At 74.6% G+C, this 21916-nt stretch carries 22 protein-coding genes and 1 pseudogene; 9 read left to right on the top strand and 14 right to left on the bottom strand.

The features are described 5' to 3' along the window. Nucleotide 1: 1 nt before the first annotated feature. Both AB0C76_RS00190 and AB0C76_RS00185 read right to left on the bottom strand, forming a co-directional pair. Nucleotides 2–1378: an ABC transporter substrate-binding protein gene (locus AB0C76_RS00190; RefSeq protein ID WP_359957187.1), complete on the bottom strand. Its 1377-nt coding sequence runs from the start codon at nt 1376–1378 to the stop codon at nt 2–4. Next, on the bottom strand, nt 1369–1983 hold the full coding sequence (locus AB0C76_RS00185) for a hypothetical protein (RefSeq protein ID WP_359957184.1): 615 nt from the start codon (nt 1981–1983) through the stop codon (nt 1369–1371). The genes AB0C76_RS00190 and AB0C76_RS00185 overlap by 10 nt, the downstream gene beginning before the upstream one ends. Before the next feature lie 150 nt (nt 1984–2133). On the opposite strand from AB0C76_RS00185, the gene AB0C76_RS00180 reads away from it, so the two are divergent. From AB0C76_RS00180 to AB0C76_RS00170, 3 genes and pseudogenes are all read left to right on the top strand, one after another. Next, nucleotides 2134–2754: a hypothetical protein gene (locus AB0C76_RS00180; protein WP_359957181.1), complete on the top strand. Its 621-nt coding sequence runs from the start codon at nt 2134–2136 to the stop codon at nt 2752–2754. A gap of 6 nt (nt 2755–2760) precedes the next feature. Continuing rightward, nucleotides 2761–5423: pseudogene (locus tag AB0C76_RS00175) on the top strand (ATP-binding cassette domain-containing protein). Beyond that, nucleotides 5423–6106, top strand: a complete 684-nt coding sequence (locus AB0C76_RS00170; RefSeq protein ID WP_359957178.1) for an ATP-binding cassette domain-containing protein — start codon at nt 5423–5425, stop codon at nt 6104–6106. Before AB0C76_RS00175 ends, AB0C76_RS00170 begins: the two are co-directional and overlap by 1 nt. Here the strand turns inward: AB0C76_RS00170 and AB0C76_RS00165 are convergent. Then, entirely contained in the window at nt 6060–6848 is a 789-nt protein-coding gene (locus tag AB0C76_RS00165; RefSeq protein ID WP_359957176.1) for an SDR family NAD(P)-dependent oxidoreductase, read from the bottom strand. The two genes, AB0C76_RS00170 and AB0C76_RS00165, sit on opposite strands and share 47 nt — an antisense overlap. Nucleotides 6849–7022: 174 nt before the next feature. Then, nucleotides 7023–7952, bottom strand: a complete 930-nt coding sequence (locus AB0C76_RS00160) for an NADP-dependent oxidoreductase (RefSeq protein ID WP_359957173.1) — start codon at nt 7950–7952, stop codon at nt 7023–7025. A 158-nt stretch (nt 7953–8110) separates the two neighbouring features. On the opposite strand from AB0C76_RS00160, the gene AB0C76_RS00155 reads away from it, so the two are divergent. After that, the gene (locus AB0C76_RS00155) at nt 8111–9556 is read left to right on the top strand and encodes a LuxR C-terminal-related transcriptional regulator (RefSeq protein ID WP_359957170.1); all 1446 of its coding nucleotides are present in this window, start codon (nt 8111–8113) and stop codon (nt 9554–9556) included. A 26-nt stretch (nt 9557–9582) separates the two neighbouring features. Here AB0C76_RS00155 and AB0C76_RS00150 read toward each other — a convergent pair whose 3' ends face one another. Next, nucleotides 9583–9711 (bottom strand): hypothetical protein, encoded by a 129-nt coding sequence (locus tag AB0C76_RS00150; protein WP_359957167.1) that lies wholly within the window; start codon nt 9709–9711, stop codon nt 9583–9585. Nucleotides 9712–9806: 95 nt separating this feature from the next. Here AB0C76_RS00150 and AB0C76_RS00145 point away from each other — a divergent pair, with 95 nt between their 5' ends. Beyond that, nucleotides 9807–10265, top strand: coding sequence for a protein phosphatase (locus AB0C76_RS00145; RefSeq protein WP_359957164.1), 459 nt, complete (start codon nt 9807–9809; stop codon nt 10263–10265). Nucleotides 10266–10473: 208 nt separating this feature from the next. On the opposite strand, the gene AB0C76_RS00140 is transcribed toward AB0C76_RS00145, so the two are convergent. From AB0C76_RS00140 to AB0C76_RS00105, 8 genes are all read right to left on the bottom strand, one after another. Further along, complete coding sequence (locus AB0C76_RS00140; RefSeq protein ID WP_359958050.1) at nt 10474–11430, bottom strand: urease accessory protein UreD; 957 nt, start codon at nt 11428–11430, stop codon at nt 10474–10476. 74 nt (nt 11431–11504) lie between these two features. After that, on the bottom strand, nt 11505–12125 hold the full coding sequence (ureG, locus tag AB0C76_RS00135) for an urease accessory protein UreG (RefSeq protein ID WP_359957161.1): 621 nt from the start codon (nt 12123–12125) through the stop codon (nt 11505–11507). 66 nt (nt 12126–12191) lie between these two features. Further along, nucleotides 12192–12950 carry an urease accessory UreF family protein gene (locus tag AB0C76_RS00130; RefSeq protein WP_359957158.1) on the bottom strand — a complete coding sequence of 253 codons (759 nt, stop codon included), beginning with the start codon at nt 12948–12950 and terminating at the stop codon, nt 12192–12194. Further along, on the bottom strand, nt 12947–14671 hold the full coding sequence (gene ureC, locus AB0C76_RS00125) for an urease subunit alpha (RefSeq protein WP_359957156.1): 1725 nt from the start codon (nt 14669–14671) through the stop codon (nt 12947–12949). The genes AB0C76_RS00130 and ureC overlap by 4 nt, the downstream gene beginning before the upstream one ends. Beyond that, nucleotides 14671–15081 carry an urease subunit beta gene (locus AB0C76_RS00120; protein WP_359957153.1) on the bottom strand — a complete coding sequence of 137 codons (411 nt, stop codon included), beginning with the start codon at nt 15079–15081 and terminating at the stop codon, nt 14671–14673. The genes ureC and AB0C76_RS00120 overlap by 1 nt, the downstream gene beginning before the upstream one ends. Before the next feature lie 38 nt (nt 15082–15119). Next, entirely contained in the window at nt 15120–15977 is an 858-nt protein-coding gene (locus tag AB0C76_RS00115; protein ID WP_359957150.1) for a cobalamin biosynthesis protein CbiX, read from the bottom strand. Further along, nucleotides 15978–16283, bottom strand: coding sequence for an urease subunit gamma (locus AB0C76_RS00110; RefSeq protein WP_350739600.1), 306 nt, complete (start codon nt 16281–16283; stop codon nt 15978–15980). A 77-nt stretch (nt 16284–16360) separates the two neighbouring features. Continuing rightward, nucleotides 16361–16846 carry an urea transporter gene (locus AB0C76_RS00105; RefSeq protein ID WP_359957147.1) on the bottom strand — a complete coding sequence of 162 codons (486 nt, stop codon included), beginning with the start codon at nt 16844–16846 and terminating at the stop codon, nt 16361–16363. Between the two features lie 456 nt (nt 16847–17302). On the opposite strand from AB0C76_RS00105, the gene AB0C76_RS00100 reads away from it, so the two are divergent. Then, nucleotides 17303–17611 carry a hypothetical protein gene (locus tag AB0C76_RS00100; protein WP_359957144.1) on the top strand — a complete coding sequence of 103 codons (309 nt, stop codon included), beginning with the start codon at nt 17303–17305 and terminating at the stop codon, nt 17609–17611. Between the two features lie 64 nt (nt 17612–17675). Here AB0C76_RS00100 and AB0C76_RS00095 read toward each other — a convergent pair whose 3' ends face one another. After that, a complete protein-coding gene (locus AB0C76_RS00095) occupies nt 17676–17951 on the bottom strand; it encodes a hypothetical protein (RefSeq protein WP_359957142.1) in 276 nt (91 codons plus the stop codon). On the opposite strand from AB0C76_RS00095, the gene AB0C76_RS00090 reads away from it, so the two are divergent. From AB0C76_RS00090 to AB0C76_RS00080, 3 genes are all read left to right on the top strand, one after another. Next, complete coding sequence (locus AB0C76_RS00090; protein ID WP_359958047.1) at nt 17940–18197, top strand: FCD domain-containing protein; 258 nt, start codon at nt 17940–17942, stop codon at nt 18195–18197. The two genes, AB0C76_RS00095 and AB0C76_RS00090, sit on opposite strands and share 12 nt — an antisense overlap. Before the next feature lie 423 nt (nt 18198–18620). After that, nucleotides 18621–21437, top strand: a complete 2817-nt coding sequence (locus tag AB0C76_RS00085) for a nitrate- and nitrite sensing domain-containing protein (protein ID WP_359957140.1) — start codon at nt 18621–18623, stop codon at nt 21435–21437. Then, entirely contained in the window at nt 21434–21895 is a 462-nt protein-coding gene (locus AB0C76_RS00080; RefSeq protein ID WP_359957137.1) for a roadblock/LC7 domain-containing protein, read from the top strand. The genes AB0C76_RS00085 and AB0C76_RS00080 overlap by 4 nt, the downstream gene beginning before the upstream one ends. Nucleotides 21896–21916 lie beyond the last annotated feature (21 nt).

Below are 21916 nucleotides of genomic sequence, written 5' to 3'. Positions count from 1 at the left end.
GTCAGGGCCTGTACGGCAGCTGTGGCACGTCGTAGCAGGTCGTCGTCATCGAGGGCACCTGGGTGACCCAGCCGCCCGCGCCGCCCTCGGCCGAGTCCTCCCAGCGGGCGGCGTTCAGGCAGGCGCGCGCGAGGCCCGCCGGCGGCGGCTGGGGGACGAACGAGGCGGGCAGGATCAGGCCGTGCGCGTCGTACGGCTCGGCGCGGTTCATGAACGCCTCCACGCAGGCCCGGGTGAGGGCCGCGCCGCAGGAGTCCATCGCGTCGGTGAGCCACTGGGCGCCCGCCCAGCCCTCCAGCTCCCAGGCGGACAGCTGCGCCGCCCGGTCGGGGTAGTAGCGGGCCGTCGCCGCCCGGAAGTCGCGCACCGCCGGGTACTGCCGGTCCTCGTAGTTCAGGCTGGACGAGGTCGCCCAGAGCACGTTGCGGCAACCGGGTGAGGACTGGTAGTCGGTGCGTACCGACTCCGACCAGTTCTGCACGTTGGTCACCTTCGCCGTCACCCGCACCCCGGCCTCGTCCAGGGCGCGGCACAGGGCCGCGTTGCCGCGGGTGTCCATGGCGTCGAAGAGGAGCTGCGAGCCGTCGGCGCGGACGGCGGCCGCGACCGCTTGGAAGTCCGGCAGCGCGAAGTCCACCGTCTGGAGCAGCACCCGGTAGCCCTCCGCCTCCAGACCGGCCTTCAGCTGGGCGGCGTAGCGGGCCGAGTCGGCCTGGTTGTAGGCGACGACGGCGGCGCTGGCCGCGCCCAGGCGCTCCTTGAAGAAACGGAACACCTCGGTGCTCTGGTAGAGCGTCCCGTTCCAGCCCACCGACCGCCCGTCGCGCGGCGCGGCGCTGCCGTAGATGCCGTACAGGTGCGGCCAGCGGTCGTAGGCGGTGCCGATCGGCTGCCCGCCGACGTCCGGCACGGCCTTGCCGCTGACGTACGGCGCGCCCGCGTAGTCGAGGACGCTGCCGCTCACGAAGGCGAAGACGTGGGCCTGGTCGATCAGGCGGTGGACGCAGTCCTGGTTGCCGATGCCGCTGCCCGCGTCGTCGCAGGTGACGAGCCGGACGGTGCGCCCGTGCAGGCCGCCGCGGTCGTTGAGGGCCTGGAAGAACGCCTGGGCGCCGTAGCGCGGACCGCTGAACACGTCGCTGCCGACCGGGCTGGTCAGCGACGTGACGATGCCGATCCGGATCTCGCCGGCGGTGACCCCGGTGTCCGAGGCCGGGTTGGCGCCGGAGGCGGGGCCGGGACCGGACCCCGGGCCTGCGGGTGTGGGGCGGCCGGTGAACGCACCGTCCGGAAGCCGGGTGCCGCAGGCCGTCAGCAGCAGGAGCAGGGCCAGCAGGACGACGGGCACCCGGCGGGGGGCGGCGGCCGTCAGACGCATCCGGCGATCGGGGTGCCGCTCGCACCGGCGGCCTGGGTCAGGAGGCCGCAGAGCGTGGCGCGGGAGACCTTCCACGTACCGTTGTCGAGGACGGCCTGGCCGGACGCGTTCGGCTCGACGACGGTGCCCTGCAGCGAGAGCGCGTAGGTGACGGTGGCGTGGGTGGCGTCGGTGAACGTCACGTCGGACACCTGGGCCTGCACCTGGCCGACGCGCGGGTCCTGGGAGAAGCCCTGGAGGACGGGGAGCAGGACGTCACCGTTCTGGAGCAGCTTGGCCTTGTCGGCGACGGGGGTGGCCGGGTCGAAGAACTTCTCCCAGTTGGCGGTGACCTCGGCCTTCGCGGCGGCCGGGTCGGCGGGTGCGGTGCCGCTCGCGGAGGCGCCGGGGGAAGCGGCGGCGCTCGCACTGGCCACCGCCGACGAGATGGCCGCCGACGCCGAGGAAACGGCCGCCGAGGCTGCCGACTTCTCCGAAGACGCCGACGACGACGAACCGGACGTGCTGCTGCTGCACGCGGCCACCGATCCGGCCAGCAGCAGCGCGAGCAGCGCGGTCGCCGCCGTCCGCAGGACCCTGGGCTTGCCGCTCTCCGTCACAGGCATGGCTGTTCCCTTTCGGGTGTTCCCTCGCGGGGTCGATCTCGCGGGGTCGATCTCGCGGGGTCGATCTGATGGGGTCGATCTGGTGGTGTCCCGGATGCCGTTCCAGGCCGATCCTGGAAACGTCGCAAGTGACACCATGAAGGCGGATCGATGGACGAATCGCAATCCGGCGGACGAACCGCCCGGAACGCCGCGCGGGAGTCCCCCGTCCGGCGCGGCGCCCGTCGGCCGCGGGTCCTGCGGGGCGCGCGCGAGTGGGCCGGGTGGCTGCTCGTCGCGGCCGGGGCGGTGCTGTGCGTGCTGGGCTGGTACGGGGTGTCCGGCGAGCCCTTCGTCGAGCAGCAGATCCCCTACCTGGCGTCGTCCACGATCCCCGGCGCGGCGCTGATCGTGGCGGGCGCGGTGGTGGTCGCACTGCGGCCGCCGCCCCCGTCGGGGCGCGGCGACCCGACCGACCTCCGGGTGGAGCGGCTGTACGCGCTCCTGGTCGAGCCGGAGGATCCTGGGGCTGCCGGGGAACCGCCGTTCTCGCCGGAGTCCGAGAGCCGCGGGTGGCTCGCCGTGCCCGGCGGCACGCACTACCACCGGCCGGACTGTCCGCTCGTCACCGGGAAGGACACGGCCATGCGGGTGGACCCGGAGGCCGTCCGGGCCCGGAGCTTGACGGGCTGCCCGGTCTGCGAGCCTCCCACCGCACCGGACGACGGCCCCGCCCGTCCCGACGGTCCCGCCGCCACTCGTCCGGGCGAGTCCGCCCCGCCCGCAGGCTGAGCCCCGATGGCCGCCTCCGACTCCTTCGGCCTCACCGTCGACCTCGCCCTCGCCGGGCTCACCGTCGGCAGCGCCGCCGCGCTCAGCGGCATCGGCCTGGTGGTGTGCCACCGTGCCACCGGCGTGCTCAACATCGCGCAGGGCGCGCAGGCGATGGCCGTCGCCTACCTGTTGCGCGACCTCGTCGTGGTGCGGCACTGGCCGGTGTGGCCCGCCGTCGCGTTCTGCCTGCTGCTCGTCGCCCCCACGCTCGGCGTGCTGCTGGACGTCCTCGTCTACCGCCCCCTGCAACGGCGCGGCGCCGGACCGGCCGACACGATGGTCGCCGGGCTCGGCGTGTTCGTGCTGCTCATCGGCGCCGTCGTGCTGCTGTGGGGCGCCCCGCCGCTGGCCGGTGCGCCCTCACCGCTCGGCAGCGCGCCGATCCGGCTGCCCGGCGGGCACGCACTGCGGGCCGACACCGTCGCCCAGCTCGCCGCGATCCTCGTGCTCGCGCTCACCGTCGCCGCCACCACCCGCTGGACCCGCTTCGGCCTGCACCTGCGCGCCGTCGTCGACGACCGCCGCCTCGCCGGCCTCGCCGGGGTGGACGCCGACCGGGTCTCGGCCGCCGGGTGGGCGTTCGGCTCGTTCACCGCCGGACTGGTCGGCATCGCCCTCGCGCCGTACCTGCTGCTCGACCCGTACGGGCTGCCGCTGCTCGTCATGGAGACCATGGCGGTCGCCGTCGCGGCCCGGCTGCGCAGCATCCCGGTCGCCGTCGCCACCGGGCTCGGGCTCGGCGTCGCCCAGGCAGAGCTCACCCGGCTGCACCCGGCCGGGCAGTTGCTGCCGCTGGTGGAGGCGGTGCAGTCGAACCTGTTCGTGATCGCCCTGCTCGCCACCGCACTGCTCGCCGGCCCGCGCATCTCCGGCGAACGGCACGGCCGTCCCGCGTTCTCGGCGCCCGGGGCCGCAGGTGGCGGGCGCGGGGCGGCGGCGGTGTGCCTCGTGCTGCTCCTGCTGCCGCTCGGGTTCCGGGGCAACGACCTGCGCAGCGCGCTGCTCGTACCGGCGCTCGCCCTCGTGCTGCTGTCGATCGTCGTCGTCACCGGGTACGGCGGGCAGATCTCGCTCGGGCAGGCGGGGTACGCGGGGATGGGCGCGCTCGGGACGGCGCTGCTGATGTCGGGCCGGGTGCCCGGGCTCCCGCCGATGCCGGCCGCGCCCGCGCTGCTTCTCGCCGTCCTCGTGACCGCGCCGCTCGGGCTGCTCACCGGCTGGCCGGCGATCCGGCGGCGCGGGCTGGCGCTCGCGCTGGTCACCTTCGCGGTCGGGACGGCGATGAGCCGGTTCGTCTTCCAGCAGCCGTACGCGACCACCGGGCTCACCCTCGACCGGCCGTCCTTCCTGGCCGGAGACCGCGCCTTCTACGTCGCCGAACTCGTGCTCCTGGGGCTCGGGGCGGCGCTCGTGCGCGGCCTCCACCGGGGGCGCCTCGGACGGGCGCTCACCGCGATGCGCGACCACGAGGCCGGCGCCGTCGCGGCAGGGGTGGACGTGCCCGGGCTGAAGCTGCTCGCCTTCGTGGCGGGCGCGGCGCTCGCGGCACTGGGCGGCGGGCTGATGGGGCTCGCCGGGCGGGCCTTCGACGCGGCGTCGTTCGACCCGGTGCGGGGGCTGTTGTGGTTCGCGGCGGTGGTGGTGGCGGGGGCGGACAGCGCGCTGGGGGCCGTCCTGGCCGCCGCCCTGCTGATCGGCCTCGACGCGGGCACGGTCGCGGGCGTGTCGGCGGTGGCGGTGGGCGTCCTCGCCGCCGCCATCGGACGGTTCCCCGGCGGGCTCGCCGCCCTGCCCGGCCGCAGGCCCGCGCAGGCGCCGCCATCACTGCCGCCCGGGCGCCTCACCCCGGCGGGCCGCAGGGTGCGGGCGACGATCGCGGTGCGGATCGCGCGGGAGGAGGAGCGGTGAGCGGGGGCGCGGCCCGCCTCACCGCCCGCGGCATCGTGCGCCGCTACGGCGGGATCGAGGCCGTCGGCGGTGTCGACCTCGTCGCGCCCGCCGGGCGGATCACCGCGCTGATCGGGCCGAACGGAGCAGGGAAGAGCACGCTGTTCGACTGCCTGGCCGGGACGGTCAAGCCGGACGCCGGGCGGGTGCTGCTCGGCGGGCGGGACGTCACACGGGTCGCGGCGCACGCGCGGGTGCGACTGGGGCTCGCCCGGACCTTCCAGCAGATCGCCGTCTTCCCCACCCTCTCCGTCGCCGACAACGTCCGCGTGGGCGCCGAGCAGCGGCCCGACCGGGCGGACGTCCGGGGGCGCACCGAGCGGGCGCTCGCGCTGTTCGGGCTGCGGGAGATGGCCGAGGAATCGGCCGGGGCGCAGCCGACCGGGGTGCTGCGCCTGGTGGAACTGGCCCGGGCGCTGGCGGGCGAGCCGCGGGTGCTGCTGCTGGACGAGCCTGCGGCGGGGCTGGATTCGGCCCAGACGGCCAGGCTGGTGGCGGTGTTGCGGGGACTCGCGGGGCGCGGGATGGCACTGCTGCTGGTCGAGCACGATGCCGGTCTGGTCGCCGAACTCGCCGACACCGTATACGCGATGGCGGCCGGCCGGGTGGTGGCGGCCGGCACCGCGGCGGCGGTGCTGGCGGATCCGCGGGTGACCCGGGCGTGGGGCGGGGGGGCGTGATGCCGGTGGAGATCGCGTTGTGCTCGGCGCGGGTCCGCTACGGTCCGCTCGAAGCGCTGCACGGGGTGGACCTGGCGTTCCCGTCCGGGCTGGTGAGCGTCCTGCTCGGGCCGAACGGCGCCGGGCGGACGAGCGCGCTGCACGCCCTTGCCGGGCTCGTTCGGCTGTCCGGGGGCCGGGTCGTGTGGCGGGGCCGGGACGTCACCGGGCTGTCGGTGCGGCGGCGGGTGCGGGCGGGGCTCGCGCTGGTTCCGGCGGAGCGGGCGGTGTTCGGTTCACTGACGGTGGCCGAGCACCTCCAACTCGCCGGTCCCGGCGGCGAGTCGGCGCTCGACCTGTTTCCCGAGCTGGCCGCGCTGCTGCCCCGCCGGGCCGGCACGCTCTCCGGCGGACAGCAGCAACTCGTGGCCCTTGCAAGGGCACTGGCCGCCGAGCCCGAGCTGCTGCTCCTCGACGAACCCGAGCGAGGCCTGGCGCCGGGCGTCGTCGCCCGCCTGCACGCCCACCTGCTCGCCGCCGGGACGACGGTGGTCCTGAGCGCGCAGGACCTCCCCGGCACTCTGGCCGGCGCGGCCGTCGTGCACGTGCTGCACCGCGGCGAGGTCGTGTTCTCCGGCGAGCCCGGCGAACTCGCCGCTACTGCGCCAGGTACCCGCCGTCCACCGGCAGGACGGCTCCCGTGATGAACGACGCCTCGTCGGAGGCCAGGAACAGCACGGCCGCCGCGACCTCCGCCGGGGAACCGAGCCGGCCCATCGGGTGGAGCTTCTCGATCGCGGTGAGGTACTCGGGGCCGCCGGGTTCGTCGCGCAGCCGGACGACGCGTTCGGTGGTGATGGTGCCGGGGGCGACCGCGTTGACGCGGATACCGCGGTCGGCCCACTCCACGGCGAGGTGTTTGGTGAGGCCGGAGGCGACGAACTTGGCGGGCCCGTAGACCGCCTGGCCGCGCTGGCCGGCCTCGCCGGAGATGGAGGAGACGCAGACGACGGAGCCGCCGGGCCGCTCCTGGGCGGTCATCGCGGCGATCGCGTACTTGCAGGTCAGGAACATGCCGCGGCCGTCGATGGCCATGACGTGGTCCCAGTCCTCGGCGGTGGCCTCGGTGATCTCCATGAGCGGGAGCACGCCGGCGTTGGCGACCAGGACGTCGAGCCGGCCGTTGCGCTCGACGGCGGCGTCGATCATCCGGCGCGCGTCCTCGTCGCGCGCGACATCGCCGACCACCGTTCCGATGTCGTACGGGAGTTGGTCCGCGAGCCGGGCCAGGCCGACGGCGTCGACGTCGGTCGCGGTCACCGCCGCGCCCTCGCGGGCGAAGCGCTCGGCGACGGCCCGGCCGATGCCGCTCGCCGCGCCCGTCACCACGCAGGACCTGCCCGCGAGCCGCCCCACCCCGTCACCTGTTGCGTGCACAGTCGCCATGACGCCGGACTTTATCGACGAACGGCCAGAAAGGCGGGGAAGGCGCCTGTTTGGCCTGCTCGACGAACGGCTCACAGCGGTCGGCGGTCGGCGGTCGGCGGTCGGCGAACAACTTTCAGATGACAGATTTCAAAATCTGTCATCTGAAAGTTGTCGTCTGTCATCTGCTCGACCTCACACCGTGAGCACGATCTTCCCCCGCAGGTGCCCGTGCTCGCTCACCCGGTGCGCCTCCGCCGCCTCGGCGAGCGGGAGCACCCGGTGCAGCGGCAACCGCAGGTCCCCCGCCGCGTGCAGCGCGAGCGCGGCCTCGAACGCGCGGCCGTAGTAGGGCTCGACGCCCTCGGCTCCGCCGGTGAAGCGCACCCCGTGCTCCGCGGCGCCCGCGAAGTCGGCGATCGTCAGCACCCGGTCGGCGCCGCCCGCGAGCTCGATCGAGAGCGGCAGCACCCCGCCGAGCCCGGCCGCGTCCAGCACCTTGTGCACACCGCCCGGCGCAGCGGCCCGTACGCGCTCGGCCAGCCCGTCGCCGTAGGCCACCGGGATGGCGCCCAGCTCGCGCAGGTGGGCGTGGTTGGCCGCGCTCGCGGTGCCGACGACCGTGATCCCGCGCGCCCGGGCGAACTGCAGCAGCACGGTGCCGACCCCGCCGGCCGCGCCGTGCACCAACAGCGTCTCGCCGGCCCTGACGTCCAGGACGTCCAGCGCCCGTTCGGCGGTCTCCGCCGCGACCGGGATCGCCGCGGCCTCCTCCCAGCCCAGCGTGGCGGGCCTGCGGGCCAGCTGGGCGGCGGGCACGATCACGTGCTCGGCGTGCGCGCCGCCCATCACCGCGCCGAACACCTCGTCACCGGGCCTCCACGCGGTGACGTCCGCGCCGACCGCCCGGACCACGCCGGACAGTTCGAAGCCGGGGACGAAGGGAAGGGGCACGGGGAAGACCTCCGCCATCAGGCCGGCGCGGATCTTGTGGTCCAGCGGGTTGACGCCCGCCGCACGGACCTCGACCAGGACCTCGCCGGCACCCGGGGCGGGCAGGTCGAGGTCGATGGGGCGCAGCACGTCCGCGCCGCCGTACTCGGAGATGACGATCGCCTTGGTCATGGGAAGGTCCTTGCCGTGTCGAGGAGTTCGTGAACCCCGTGTTCTCGTACGGCTCCATCCTCGGTGCCCGGCCCGCTCTCCCCGGCCGTCCTTTCGGACGGTTCCGCCCCTCCCAACGGCCAGGTCGGCCGGCCGCGCCCGGGGCTAGGCTGGACGGCATGACCGGAGTGAGCACGGACGTGGACTGGCAGAGCGCGTGGGGACGTCCGGAGGACGCGCTCGCGCGGGCCGTCGAGGTGCTGCGCGCGCCCCGGCCGATGTTGCTGGTCCGCCTCTCCGAGGTGCTCGGCACGCTCGTCCCGCACGTGGCGGTCGCCCAGCTCAGCGGCATCTGCACGTACTCCCCCGCGAACGCGCTCGGCCTGCCGGAGGTCGCCGGGGAGGTCGTCAGCCTGGAGCTGGCCCGGCTCGCCGAGGCCACCGCCGACGCGACCGCGCAGGGCCGGCCGTGGCAGGGCGAGTCCCTGCTCGCGGGCCGCACCCGGCCCGTCGTGGTGGTCTCGGCGACGCCGGGCACCGGCAGCACGCCCGCACCGGGCACCGGCAGCACGCCCGCACCGGGCACCGGCAGCGCCCCGGACACAGGCGGCGCGCCGGGCGCCGACAAGACGCCCAACGCCGGCAGCGCCGCCCTGCTGGTGCTGGTCCGCGCGAGCGCCGAGCCGGTGCCCGACGGCGCGCTGGCCGTCCTCCAGCAGCTGTGGGAGCTGCTCGTGACGCACTCGCACCACCGCGCCACCGACGCGGGCCCCAAGCACGCGGCGACGTCCCGGGCCTCGGCGAACGCCCGGGCCCGCGCGATCGCCGAGTTCACCGGCATGCACAGCGCCGCGCTCACCGCGATCCTCGGGCCGCTGCGCTCGCCCGCCCTGGACGACGCGACCGCGCGCCGCAGCGCCGCCGAACTGGCCGTGACGGCACTGCTGGACCTGCGCGCGGGCGCCGAACTCGACCGGACGCTCAGCGAGGAGCCGGCCGACACCGCGTTCGCCCGGCTGGCGGAGGAACTGCGCCCGCTGCTGCGGCACGGCCGGGTCCGGCTGGACCTGGTGCCCCCGGCGGAGTCCGCCCGGTCGGTCCCGGCGGACACCGCGCACACCGCCCGGGACGCCGTCCGGGCGACCGTCCTCACCATGCTCGACCAGGACGGGGTGACGCGGCTTCACGTGAGCTGGGCGTTCACCGGAGACGTGCTGCGGGCGGTGGTGCGGGACGACGGCCCGGGCCTGCTCGCCTCCGACGCCCTCGCCGTGCACCGCACCGCCGACCGGATCACCGCCCTCGGCGGCCGGGCCGCCGTGGAGGCCGTGCCCGGCTGGGGCAGCACGGTGACGGTGGACCTGCCGCTCGTGGCTCCCGGACCGGCCCTCGCCGGGGATCCGCTGGACGGCCTGCAGCCGCGCGAGCTGGAGGTCCTGGACCAGGTGGCGCGCGGCCGGCGCAACCGCGACATCGCCCGGGAACTGCACATCAGCGAGTCGACGGTGAAGTTCCACGTCGCCAACATCCTGGCGAAGCTGGGCGTCGCCTCGCGCGGCGAGGCCGCCGCCCTCGCCCACCGTACCGGGATGCCGGCGGCGGCGGGGCTCTACGTCGCGTCGTGACCGACGCTCAGGAATCGTTCAGCGGTTCAGCGGGCCGCGCCCGGGACGGCGTTCCAGCCGGTGTCGTTCGAGCCCGAGTCGGAACCGGCCCCGGAGCGGACAGGGGACGCGGCGGCGGTGGCGGAGGAGACCGGACAAGGGACGTACGCAATCATGGACATCTCCCTCGATAAGGGGCCGGACAGCGGCCCTGCCGACGATTAAAATCGCCAGCCTCGCTCCAGCACAAGCGAAAATCCGAAGGGATGACGTGCCCGAGACAACGTGGGACCCGACCGCCCCCGGCATCCTGCGGCTCCCGTCCGGCCGCCTCCTGCGCGGCCGGGGCCTCAGCCGTCCGCTGCCGCCCGGCCCCTCCCCCGACTTCGCGCTCTACCTCCTCGGTCACCGGCCCGCCCCCGTGCCGTGGGAGGCCCGCTGGGTGCGCTGGCCCGACTTCCGCCTGCCCGCCGACCGCGCCGACGCCCGCGCCGCCTTCCACGAGGCGTGGCGGCGCTGCGCCGCCCAACGCGTGGAGGTCGCCTGCCTCGGCGGCCGCGGCCGCACCGGCACCGCGCTCGCCCGCATCGCCGTCCTGGACGGCGTCCCGCCCGCCGAGGCCGTCGCCTACGTGCGGGCGCACTACCGCCCGCACGCCGTCGAGACGCCCTGGCAGAAGCGGTACGTCCGGCGGGCTCTGGAAGACTGCCCTCCATGTGGCGCGAACTGATCCTTGAGCTGGCTCCGGGCACCGAGCTCGGCGCCCCGGCCTCCGACGACACGCTGGCGGAGGCCGAGCGGGCACTCGGACAGCGGGTGCCGTCCGACCTCGCCGAGCTGCCGACAGCCGCTCGATGGTCGCCGGCAGGCTCCGCCAGTACCTCGAACGGAGCCTGTGCGAGGGCGGGGACTGGTACCGCTAGGACCGTGGCCGGGTGTCAGGTCTTGCGCAGGTCCGGGGCCGGGGCACCGATCAGGAGGCGGCGCACGGCGTCCCACGCGGTGCGCATCGCGGCGGCGCAGGCGCGGGTGTCGTCGCCGAGCAGGCGCAGCCAGGCGCCGGCGTCGTGCGGCAGGACGCTGACGCCGTACAGCAGGCCACGGCCGATGAGGGCCTCGTGCAGGGCGTCGGCGACCCGGGCGGCCGGGGCGAGCGGCGTGATCGCGTACAGGCTGGCCATCACGTCGTGTCCGGCGAGCACCGCCGGGCCCGAAACGCCCCCGCCGCCCGGCTCCAGGCGGACGGTGTCCAGGGCGACCAGTCGGCCGTCCGGGCGCCGCACTTCGAGGTCGGAGGCGAACACCCGGTAGGCGTTGCGCTCGCCGCGGGCCAGGCGCCCGGCGAGGACGGTCTCGCCGGCGAGGACGGTGGCGGCGGGGTCGACGGTGAGGACGGTGCGCTGGTAGAGGCGGGAGTCGACGAAGGGGATGACGGGCTCGGGCAGGTACTCGACGTAGGCGCGGGGGCCGGCGCGCAGGTTGACGAGCTGCGTCGCGTAGTCGAACTCCATCCGGTAGACCTTGGTGGCCGCCTGGGTGGTGAGGTGCACGGCCGTGTCGGCGCCGCAGTGGAGGTCGGTGCGCAGCCGGTCGGCCTGGAGGATGCCGCCGCCGGTGGACATCAGGAGGGTGACGGCGAGGTCCGGACGGGCGGGGTCGTAGTAGAGCGGGCGCATGATCTGCAGCGGCGACTTCTGGTAGTGGCCGGTGAGTTCGGTGCGGGCGCCGATCTTCTCGAAGGACAGTTCCAGCAGGCCGACCTTGCCGGGGCGCCCGACCCCGAGGGTGTCGGGCGTCCCGGCGTGCCGGCGGACCTCGGCCGGGACGCGGGCCGGCTCGTAGTGCCGGGGGTCGAGCCTCGGTGGTGCCACGTCCGGCGCCACGTCAGCGGCCATGTCCGGCGCCACGTCCGGCCCCATGCCCGGCGCCACGTCCGGCGCCACGTCAGCGGCCACGTCCGGGGCGGCCGTCATGCGGCGACCTTGCGGAAGGTCTCCAGGAAGGCGGCGATCTCCTCCAGTCCCTCGCCGGTCAGGCAGTTGGTGAGCACGACGGGTCCGCCCTCGCGGACGCGGTGGGCGTCGGACTCCATGACGCCGAGGTCCGCGCGGACGTACTGGGCGATGTCGATCTTGTTGATGACCAGGAGGTCGGACTCGGTGATGCCCGGGCCGCGCTTGCGGGGCATCTTCTCGCCCTCGGCGGTGTCGAGGACGAAGAGGAAGAGGTCGACGAGGACGGGGCTGAAGGTCAGGGTCAGGTTGTCGCCGCCGGATTCGTAGAGCAGGGTGTCGACGTCGGGGAAGCGTTCCAGGAGCTCGGCGCCGGCGGCGAGGTTCATCGTCGGGTCGTCCCGGACGGCGGTGTGCGGGCAGGCGCCGGTCTCGACGCCCACGACCCGCTCGGGGTCGAGCAGGCCGGCCAGGGTGCGGCGCACGTGCTGGGCGTCCTCCTGGGTGTAGATGTCGTTGGTGACGACCGCAGGGCGGTGGCCACGGGCGATCAGGACCGGGACGAGGGCCTCGATCAGCGCCGTCTTGCCGGAGCCGACGGGGCCGCCGATGCCGACGCGGAGCACGTTCTCGGTCAAGTTTCCTCCTCTGGTGCGGTGTTGCTCGGATCTCGGTGGCGCCCACGGCGCCGTTGCCGCGGCGGGTCAGCTCATGAACAGCCGGGCCTCGGCCCGCTCGTGCCGTCCGGACATCGCGTCCGCGACCGGCACGCAGCCGCCGAGGTCGGCCAGCTCCCGCGCCAGGGCGGCCCGGACGACCTCCCGGAGCACCGGCGCGACCGACCGCAGCACGACCTGCGCCTTGCGGTGGTCGGTCAGCCGCAGTCTCAGCGCGGCGCCGACGAAGCTGGTGCAGAACGCGAACAGGTCACCGGCGAGGGCCTGTTCGGCCGGGACGCCGGCGGCGGCGTACGCGACCCCGGCGGCGACCGCCTGCGAGCCGGGGGCGCGCTTGTCGGCGACCAGTTCGGCGTACCGCTCCAGGGGTTCGCCGCCGAGCGACTCCCGGGCGATGTCCAGGAGTTGGCGTCCGGTGCGGGTGGAGGCCAGACGCAGTTCGCGGTTGAGCTTGGTCGCGTGCAGCCGCTCGTCGACCTCGGCGAGCAGCTCCCAGTTTCCGGCCGTCGCGGCGCGGTGGGCGAGGGCCAGCGCGGTGGCGTCGCCCGGGCCCACCGAGTGGCGCAGCAGGTCGGTGAGCAGGTCCGGCATGGTGTCCGGGGTGACGGCCTTGGCCTGGGCGTAGCCCTCCAGCCCGTGGGAGAGGGTGTAGAACCCGCTGGGGAATGCGGAGTCGGTGAGCTGGAGGCAGACCAGCAGGGCGTCCAGGCCGCCCGGGTCACCGCCGTGCGGGACACCGCCGCCCGTGTCCCCACCGAGCGGGTCACCGCCGACCGGGCCGCTCATGCGAGGTAGAACAGGTGGTTGAGCGGGAGTTCGCGGGCGGGCTCGATGGTGGCGGGCTCGCCGTCCAGGGTGACCTTGTAGGTCTCCGGGTCGACCGCGATCTTCGGCAGGGCGTCGTTGCGGACCATGTGCTGCTTGCCGACCGAGCGGCACCGCTGCACCGGCAGGACGCGGCTGTCGAGGCCGAGCCGGGCCGGGACGCCGAGGTCGACCGCGGCCTGGGACATGAAGGAGACCCGGGTGGCCTGCTTGGCGCGGCCGAGCGCGCCGTACATCGGGCGGTAGTAGACCGGCTGCGGGGTGGGCAGGGAGGCGTTGGGGTCGCCCATGAGGGCCCAGTTGATGACGCCGCCCTTGATGACCATCTTGGGCTTGGCGCCGAAGGAGTTGATCGGCCAGAGCACGATGTCGGCGAGCTTGCCGGGTTCCAGGGAGCCGATGTGGTCGGCGGTGCCGGAGGCGATGGCCGGGTTGATGGTGAGCTTGGCGAGGTAGCGCAGGACGCGGAAGTTGTCGTTGCGGTCGGTGTCGCCGGCGAGCTTGCCGCGCTGGTCCTTGCAGTGGTGGGCGGTCTGGAAGGCGCGGGTGAAGGACTCTCCGATGCGGCCCATGGCCTGCGAGTCGGAGGAGAAGATCGAGATGACGCCCTCGTCGTGCAGGACGGTCTCGGCGGCGATGGTCTCGGCGCGCACCCGGGAGTCGGCGAAGGAGACGTCCTCGGGGATGTCGTGGCTGAGGTGGTGGCAGACCATCACCATGTCGAGGAGCTCGTCGACGGAGTTGACGGTGTAGGGCAGGGTCGGGTTCGTCGAGGACGGCAGGACGTTGGCCTCGCCGGCGATCCGCATGATGTCGGGGGCGTGGCCGCCGCCGGCGCCCTCGGTGTGGAAGGTGTGGATGGTGCGGCCGTCGATCGCGGAGAGGGTGTCCTCGAAGAAGCCGCCCTCGTTGAGGGTGTCCGTGTGGATGGCGACCTGGACGTCGTACTCGTCGGCGACGCGAAGCGCGGTGTCGATCGCGGCCGGGGTGCTGCCCCAGTCCTCGTGCACCTTGAGGCCGCACACGCCCGCCTCGACCTGTTCGCGCAGGGCGCCGGGCAGCGAGCCGTTGCCCTTGCCGAGGAGGCCGACGTTGACCGGGAGGTCCTCGACGGCCTGGTACATCCGGCCGATGTTCCACGGGCCGGGCGTGCAGGTGGTGCCGTTGGTGCCGTCGGAGGGACCGGTGCCGCCGCCGATGAGGGTGGTGATGCCGTTGCTCAGCGCCTCCTGGACCTGCTGGGGGGCGATGAAGTGGATGTGGGTGTCGATGCCGCCGGCGGTGGCGATCAGGTGCTCGCCGGAGATGACCTCCGTACCGGGGCCGATCACCAGCTTGGGGTGCACGCCGCTCTGGGTGTGCGGGTTGCCGGCCTTGCCGACGGCGGTGATGAAGCCGTCCTTGACGCCGATGTCGCCCTTGACGACGCCGAGGACCGGGTCCAGGACGACGACGTTGGTGATGACCAGGTCGAGCGCGCCCTGGACGGAGGTGGCGGCCGGGTCCTGGGCCATGCCGTCGCGGATGCCCTTGCCGCCGCCGTAGACGGCCTCGTCGCCGTAGTGGCCCTGGTTGAAGTCCTTCTCGACCTCGACCACGAGGTTGGTGTCCGCGAGGTGGAAGCGGTCGCCGACCGTGGGCCCGAACAGGTCGGTGTACTGCTTGCGGGAGAGCATGGCCATCAGAGGGCGCCTTCCTTGCGGTCGTCCTTGTGGTCGAGGTTGGTGCCCTTGAAGCCGAGCGCGATCGCCCGGCCGATGGCGCGGGCGCGCGTGTCGGCGGACTTGATGCCGCCGTCGACGAGGTTGCTGAAGCCGACCAGGCGGCCGTGGCCGCCGAACTCGGCGAGCGTGACGTCCAAGGTGTCGCCGGGCTCGAAGCGCACGGCGGTGCCGGCCGGGATGTCCAGGTGCTTGCCGTAGGCGGCGTTGCGGTCGAAGTCGAGGGCGCGGTTGGCCTCGAAGAAGTGGTAGTGGGAACCGACCTGGATCGCCCGGTCGCCCGTGTTGCTGACCGTGACGGTGACCGTGGCGCGGCCGGCGTTGATCTCCACCGGGTCGTCGCCGTACAGGTACGTGGCGCCACCAGACATGGCTGGCCCTTCCTCTCCCTCGGTTCAGTGGGGTTCGTTCAGTGGTGCGTGTGGACGTGCGCGTGGCCGTGCCCAGGAGCGTGGCCGTGACCCGCGCCCGGGCCGTGGCCGTGAGCGCCGCCCGGGCCGTGGCCGTGAGCGCCGCCCGGGCCGTGGCTGTGGGCGTAGCCGTGCCCGTGCTCGGCGTCGAGTCCGGCCGCGACGCCGTCCTCGCCGCGGCCGAGCAGGTGCAGGGCCGCCGCCGTGCGGGCCGCGACCACCCCGGCGATCGCGGAGGGGCGCAGCAGCGGCCCGCCGTCGCGGACGCCGGCCGGTGCCCGCGGCGTGACCGCCCGTCCGAAGGAGGCCGGGACGGCGGTGACCGTGCGGGCGCCGAGGAGGCGGCAGCGTTCGGCGCCCTCGGCGGGGCCGGGGTCGCCGCCCGCGAGGGCCACCTCGACCAGGCGGTGGTGCCCGTACTGGCGGACGAGCCGGGCGATCCGGAAGAGCTCGGCGTCCTGGAACGGTCCGGCCGCCGGGGCGGTGACCAGAATCGCGCCGTCGGGGTCGGGGGCGGCGCCGGCCGCGGCACGCAGCCAGCCGACGAGGTGTTCGGCGGCGCCGAACGGCGCGGTGAGGGCGAGCCGGCCGCGGGCCTCGCCGGCGGCGAGCCAGTGCAGGGCGCGGGCGCTGTCGGCGACGAGCCTCGGATCGCGGCCGAGCGTCATGGGGACGACGCACACCGGTCCGCCGGTGGCGGCGAGTGCCGAGCGGACGGCCGCGTCGAGGTCGCGTCCCGGGGCGGCCGCCGCGTGGATCGCGGGCTCGCGCTCCACCAGGGGGGCGAGGTCGTGGGCGTGGCCGCTCTCGTGCCCGCCGGCCAGCACCACGGTGGCGGCCCGGCGGTCGGCGGTCACTCAGGCACCGACCGGGTCGTGGCAGGAGACGAGCTTGGTGCCGTCGAGGAAGGCGGCCTCGACCTGGAGCAGCGGGAGCATCTCGCGCACGCCGGGCATGACGTCGGCGCTGCCGACGACCTGCTTGCCGATCTCCATGCACTCGGCGACGGTGCGCCCGTCCCGGGCGCCCTCCATGATGGCCTCGCTGATCAGTGCGCAGGCCTCGCTGTAATTCAGTTTGACGCCGCGGTCGCGGCGTTTGCGGGCCAGATCGGCCACGACGTAGATGTACAGCTTGTCCATCTCGCGCGGGGACAGGTTCACGGGGATCACGCTTCCTTTCCGGCATTTCGACGAGGCGTCGGAGAAACGCAGAGGAGTTCGGGGAATGGGACGGACCCTCAGACCCGGCGCAGCCGCGGAACGGCCGGCACCGCCGCGAGGAACAGCACCGTGGTAACGACGAACGGCCACGTGAAGGCATGGCTGCCGAAGGGCGCGGCGACGGCGTCGAGCGCCGGGGTCAGCACGGTCGCGGCGACCGCCCCGGACAGCGCGTAGGCCGCGCTCCAGGCGCCGGGGGCGACGAACACCCCGCACAGGGCCATCGTCACCAGCACGCCGTTGTAGCCGAGCAGTCCCTCGCCGACGGCGCCGGGTGCGAGCTGCAGCGCGTACGCGGTGCCGGTGCCGACCGCACTGCCGAGCAGGCCGTAGGCGCCGTACCGCCAGCCGGCGGCGAGGAGCGCGGCCGTGAAGATCAGGCCGCACACCGCCGACGGCAGGAGATCCACCTGGGCCATTCCGCGCAGAACTTCGATCACTAATCTGACGGATATCGGGTGGGTGGCCTCCCGGGCCGCTGGTCCGTCCTTTTCCTGACCCATTCGTCGCACCAATTCCCGCTACGGCTGTTCACCGCGTGGCGAAGTACCCCGCGAAGCTGTTCGACGTGCTCTCTCGAACGGCTCGCGATTCCTTCGGAACCGTACTCCTGCAGATCGCCGACATGCTTGCATACGTCAGGTTACGGGCGAATGACAATCGGTGATCACCTTGCCGCTGAGCTGCAACAATCTGTTGAATCTGCAGGTGGGGGACCCCTCTGAAGAAGTCCATTCTTTGCGAAGTTTTACTCACCGCTGTCGCAATGGAGAAGGTGGCCAGGCCGGGAATCCCGCCCGAATCCCCTCCTGACCGGCAATTCGGACATCCGGCGGCGAGACGTCCCCGGGCACCGGCCCCGGGACCGGGACCGGGACCGGGACCGCCTTCCCGAGGTGACGGAGGGGTTCCCGGCTGACGTCGGCGTTGTCCGGTCCGCGGCGGGTAAGTGGTCGGGCATGGATGCGATATTGGTGGAAGAGGACTTCGTCCACATCGACGGCACCGACATGAACGCGATCCTCGAACTGCTCGGTCGGCTGGGCCTCGAGGCCGAGCCGACCGCCCCGCGCGGCGGCGGCCGGGGCCGGCCGTGGGAACTGACGATGCACTGGCAGGCGCCCGGTCCGATCTCGGAGGCGACCGAGGCCGGGCTGCGCGACACGGCCGGCCGGATCAGGGAGTACTTCGTCGCCGCCGGCAAGCGGGCCCCGTCGCGGGTCGTCCTGTGCGGGCGGGACGGGCTCGTGCTCCGGACCTTCCAGTAGCCGGCCCGCGCCTGCTGAACGGGGAGCGGGAAGTCGGTGCGGCCGACTTCCCACTCCCGCGCGCTCATCCCCGCGCGCTCAGCCCCGTACGCCCAGCCCCGCACGCCCAGCCCCGCACGCTCCGCCGCGCGCTCGGCTCCACGCCCCGCGCACGGCCGACGGCGCTGAGCACCGCCCGCACGCCCGCCGTCAGGACCGACGCGTCGCGCCCGGCACCCCAGCGCACCTCGCCGCCGACCCGGGCCTCCACGTAGGCGACCGCGTCCGGGCCGGACCCGACGACCTCGCGGCCGGCGCGGCGGACGACGCGGCCTTCGTCGACGCGGACATCGCGCGGCACACCGCCGTCGTGGCGGCGGCTCACAACCCGGTACTGGACGACCCGTTCGCCCAGTTCGCCCCCCTCCTGAGGGAGCACCCGGTCGCGCTCGTCGGACTGCTGGGGCTGCGCGCCGGGGACCCGGACCACGGCTACGACGCCCACGCCGGCCTCCTCGCGGCGCTGCGCCGTGCGGACGCCGAGGAGGCCGGACGGGTGCTCGCGGTGGAACTGGAGAGCACACGGGCGCGGCTGCTCGGGACCTGATGGCATGTCCGCGATGGACGTCACACATTCTTCACACAGGCGCCACCCTCCGGGCGGCCACGTGCATGACACTGGGTCGAACGGCCCCGACCAGGGGCCGTTCGCTGGCGAACGGCCAACGGGGAGATGACATTGTGTCGGAGCGGTGCGCGAGCACCGTCCAGACGGCGAACGGGCTTTCACTTCAATAACACGGTATGACTAGTATCGCTTCGTCAAAAAGCCCGCCCTAAGGAGTCAGCTCTGCGCGCGCGTGCGAATCGGCGGCCCCCGACGCCGAAGGCCCCCCGCAGGCGTCCGCGCCTGTCCCTGCGGACGGCGCTGCTCGTCCTGGCCGTCGTCCCCAGCATCGCCCTCGCCCTGCTCTGGGCGGTCACCAGCGGCGAGACGCTCTCCTCCTTCCAGCGGCAGGCCGCCCAGGGCATGCTCGCCCAGAAGGCCGGCCAGCCGTCCAACATCGTCTACTACAACCTCCAGGAGGAGCGCCGGCTCAGCGCCGAGGCGCTCGCCCGACCCGGCGCCAACGTCGACCAGCTGCGCAGGCAGCGGCAGCTGACGGACGACGCGGTGCGCCAGTTCCAGGCGCTGTCCGGCGAGACCGCCGACGAGGCCCCCACCGAGGTGCGCACCGCCGTGGCCGAGGCCCGCCAGGCGCTCGGCCGGCTCGGCGAACAGCGGGCCGCCGTCGACCGCGCCTCCATCGACCAGCAGTCGCTGTACGCCTACTACACCGACCTGATCGCCGTGGACCTGCGGCTGTTCACCGCGCTCAGCCACGTCGACACCGGTGAGATCACCTGGATCTCCAAGACCCTCGTCAACGCCTTCTGGGCCAAGGAGATGCTCGCCCGCGAGGACGCGATCCTGGCCCGCGGCTGGCCCTCCGGGCGGCTCGGCGTCGCCGAGTACCAGCAGGTGCAGGAGGCGATCGGGGCGCAGGACCACCTGTTCGCCGTCCAGATCGCGCCGTACGTCCCCGCCGGGGAGGCGCCGGCCTGGCACGACCTGATGAACAGCCCGTCCTGGCAGGCCAAGACGGCCGTCGAGCAGGCGCTGACCAAGCCGACGGCCGCCGAGCCGGGCGGTGCCACCGTCAGGCTGCCGCCGATGCAGGACCAGTGGCGCCAGGCCGTCGACCAGGTCAACCCGCAGCTCGTCAAGGCGATCGAGACCCGCACCGACGGCGTGGTCAAGGTCGGCCTGAACTCCATCGTCTCGCTCCTGACCACCGTCGTGCTGACCGCCGCCGTCGGCCTGGTCGCCGTCGTCGGGATCGGCATCGCGAGCTGGCGCCTCAGCCGCTCGCTGCGCCGCCGGATCAAGGAGCTCCAGACCCAGGCCGAGGAGCTGGAGCGCACCCTGCCCGAGGTCGTGGAGCGCCTCGGGCGCGGCGAACAGGTCGACGTCGAGGCCGAGAGCCGCGCGATCACGGCCGCCGCCGGCACCCTGCGCGGCGGCGGCACCGACGAACTCGCCACCCTCGGCCAGGCGCTCAACGCCGCCCGCACCTCCGCCCTGGAGACCGCCGTACGGCAGGCCGAGCAGCACCGCGGCTTCGAGCGGCTGCTCCAGCGCATCGCCCGCCGCACCCAGCTGCTGATCGGCCGCCAGCTACGGCGCCTGGACGAGCTGGAGCGCAAGCACGAGGACCCGGAGGTCCTGGAGGGCTTGTTCGACCTCGACCACCTCACCGCGCGCCTGCGCCGCTACGAGGAGAACCTCGTCATCATGGCCGGCGGCCAGCCGCAGCGGCGCTGGCGCAAGCCCGTCCCACTGCTGGACGTGCTGCGCGCCGCGCAGGGCGAGGTGCAGGACTACCGGCGGATCATGCTGGACGTCGAGGGCCACCCCTGGCTCTCCGAGCGGGCCGTCGGGCCGGTGGCCCACGTGCTCGCCGAGCTGATGGAGAACGCCACCACCTTCTCCAAGCCGCCGACGCCGGTCGAGGTCAGGGCCGCGATGGTCGGGCGCGGGCTCGCCGTGGAGATCGAGGACCGCGGCCTCGGCATGGACCCGGAGCAGTACGACGCGGCCAACGCGCTGATGCTCCGCCCGCCCGCGCGCATGGACGTCCTGGAGCGCGGCGACGACATCCGCCTCGGCTTCCACGTCGTCGCCCGGCTGGCCGCCAACACCGGCCTGAAGGTCGAGTTCCGCCCCTCCGCGTTCGGCGGCACCCGGGTGGTCGTCCTCGTGCCGTCCGAGCTCGTCATCGACGGCGACGCCGGGCTGCCCGACGCCGCCCACGCGCCGGCCGCGGCCGCCGGGCCGATCCCGCTCGTGCGGCGCTCGCGCAAGGCGCTGATGACGGCGTCCAGCGAGGCGCCCGAGGCGCGGCCGGTCCACGCGCCCTCCCCGGCGGACTCCTTCGGGGCGGCCGGCGGGGACCACGCCCCCGCCGGGTCCTCCGGGCCCGCCGAGTACACCGGGCACGCCGATCCGGCCACCGGGACAGCGGCCGGGTCGTTCGGGCCCGCGGGCCGACACGCCGCGCCGCACGCCGTACCCCACACCGCACCGCAGGGCGGCCCGTCTCCCGACCCGCACGACGACCGGTACGGCGCCCCGTACGACGGTCAGCGCCCCGGGCGCCCCGCCGACCAGCCGGTCGAGCACAGCTCCGCGGCCCCGGACACGGCCCTCGACCAGGCGCCCTCGCACGACGCGCCCTCGCACGAGACGCCCGCCCACGACGCCCCCGCCTACCCGGACATCGCCTACGCCCTGGTGACGGACGCCGAAGCCCCATACGCCGACGAGCAGTACCGCCCGGCCGACCACTACCGGCTGGCCGAGCGGCGCCGACGACGCGAGTACGCCTCCGCCGTGCCGCTCAGCGCCGCCGACGGCCACCAGCCGCCGCTGCCGCAGCGCATCCGTCAGGCCAGCCTCGCGGCCGAGCTGCGCGTCCCGCCGCCGCCCGGCGAGCAGGCGGAGCCCCGGCGGCCCGTGCCGGCCGCGCCCGGGGCGGACGGGCAGCCCGCCGGCGGCCCGTTCCAGCGCCCGGTGCGCCGCTCCGGCGCCACCATCGGCGCCTTCCAGCGCCAGTCCCGCGCGGCCCGCGCACAGGGCCTCCAGGGCGGTTCCCAGGACAGTGGCGAGACCTCCCTCGCCCGGACCGCCACCCCGCCGGTTGCCCCCACCGCCCCGGCCGGCTCCCCGACGCACGCACCGGAGTCCTCCCCCTGGGCGCTGCCGGCCGCGGACCCCCGAACGACACGAACGGATGACCAGTCATGAACCGCACGATCGCCACCCACCAGGACCTCGACTGGCTGCTGGACGGACTCGTCGACTCGGTCCCCGGGACCAGGAACGCCGTCCTGCTCTCGGACGACGGCCTGGTCGTCAGCCACTCCCGCAGCATCGAGCGCGCCGACGCCGAGCGCCTGGCCGCCGTCGCCACCGGCCAGCAGAGCCTGGCCCGCGGCGTCGGCCAGCTCTTCGACGGCGGACCGGTCCACCAGGTGATCGTCGAGCTCGCCGAGTGCTGGCTGTTCGTCATCGCCGCCGCCCAGGGCACCCACCTCGCCGTCGTCGCCTCCCAGGAGGTCGATGCCGAGGTGATGTCGGTGGCCATGCACACCCTCGTGCAGCAGGTCGGCCAGAAGCTCGGCACCCCCGTGCGCGGCGAGGGCGCCCCCGGCTCCTTCGACGCCTTCGCCGCCCGCCGGCCCGGCGCCACCGGACGGGGCTGACGCGGGTGGGCCCGCACTGGA

Source organism: Kitasatospora sp. NPDC048722 (assembly GCF_040650235.1).
GTDB lineage: Bacteria > Actinomycetota > Actinomycetes > Streptomycetales > Streptomycetaceae > Kitasatospora.
This window is presented reverse-complemented; position numbering and strand designations above follow the sequence as displayed.